The 739-nt window shown below is 64.1% G+C and carries 1 protein-coding gene and 1 pseudogene; both read right to left on the bottom strand.

From position 1 onward, the window contains the following. Window positions 1-329, bottom strand: a 329-nt coding sequence (locus tag Tchar_RS13575) for a transposase (RefSeq protein ID WP_144327894.1), incomplete at its 3' end; no start/stop codon positions are given. Between the two features lie 69 nt (window positions 330-398). Further along, window positions 399-737 (bottom strand): annotated as a pseudogene (locus Tchar_RS13570) (Y-family DNA polymerase); the annotation flags it as partial. Window positions 738-739 lie beyond the last annotated feature (2 nt).

Raw genomic sequence — 739 nt, 5'->3', positions numbered from 1 at the left:
ATGGTGCTCTCATCCGGCACCACATCCACCCCCAGGTCCAACCCAACAAACCGGGCCAGCAGCGGCGTGTCATACAGGGCTTCCTCCACCGCCGGATCCGACAGCCCAAACCACTGCTGCAGAAAGTAAATCCTCAAAAGCTTCTCGACCGCAAAGGGTGGACGACCACCCTTGGGGCCTGCCTTGGGCGCATACGGCTCGATGAGCGCAACCAGCTCTTTCCAGGGCACCACACGCTCCATCTGCTCCAAAAACTCACGCTTGCGGGTGCGCTTGGTGCGCAGCTCAAAGCCCGTATACATCGGCACCTGAAGACTCATCTGCTTCATGTCGCTATTGTCCCATCCCGGCAGTCAGGTGGGGAGGTTTTGCAGACCTTCCCTAATGGACAATTTGGGGTCGATGTAGATCTCGTCGATGCCGCGGTCCTCGATCTGCGGCGCGATCTCGGCCACCGCCGCCTTGAACAGTCGCGAGTAGCGACGGTACTCGTTGAAGTCGGTCGGCAGCAGCACCACCTCGGGCGCGAGCGCCGCGGCCTTCATGAGGCCCATGCCCGAATGCACACCCAGCGCCCGTGCCTCGTACGTGGCGGTCGTGATGACACCCCGCCCCGCGTACTCGACCAGCCGAGCGTAACGGCGGGTGCCGTCGGCCAGCAGCTCGGGCTGATGCCGGTGGCCGCCGCCGATCACCACCGGCTGACCGCGCAGGTCCGGGTAGCGCAGCAGCTCCACCG

Origin of the sequence: Tepidimonas charontis (assembly GCF_007556685.1) — a bacterium.
GTDB classification, from domain to species: domain Bacteria; phylum Pseudomonadota; class Gammaproteobacteria; order Burkholderiales; family Burkholderiaceae_C; genus Tepidimonas; species Tepidimonas charontis.
This window is presented reverse-complemented; position numbering and strand designations above follow the sequence as displayed.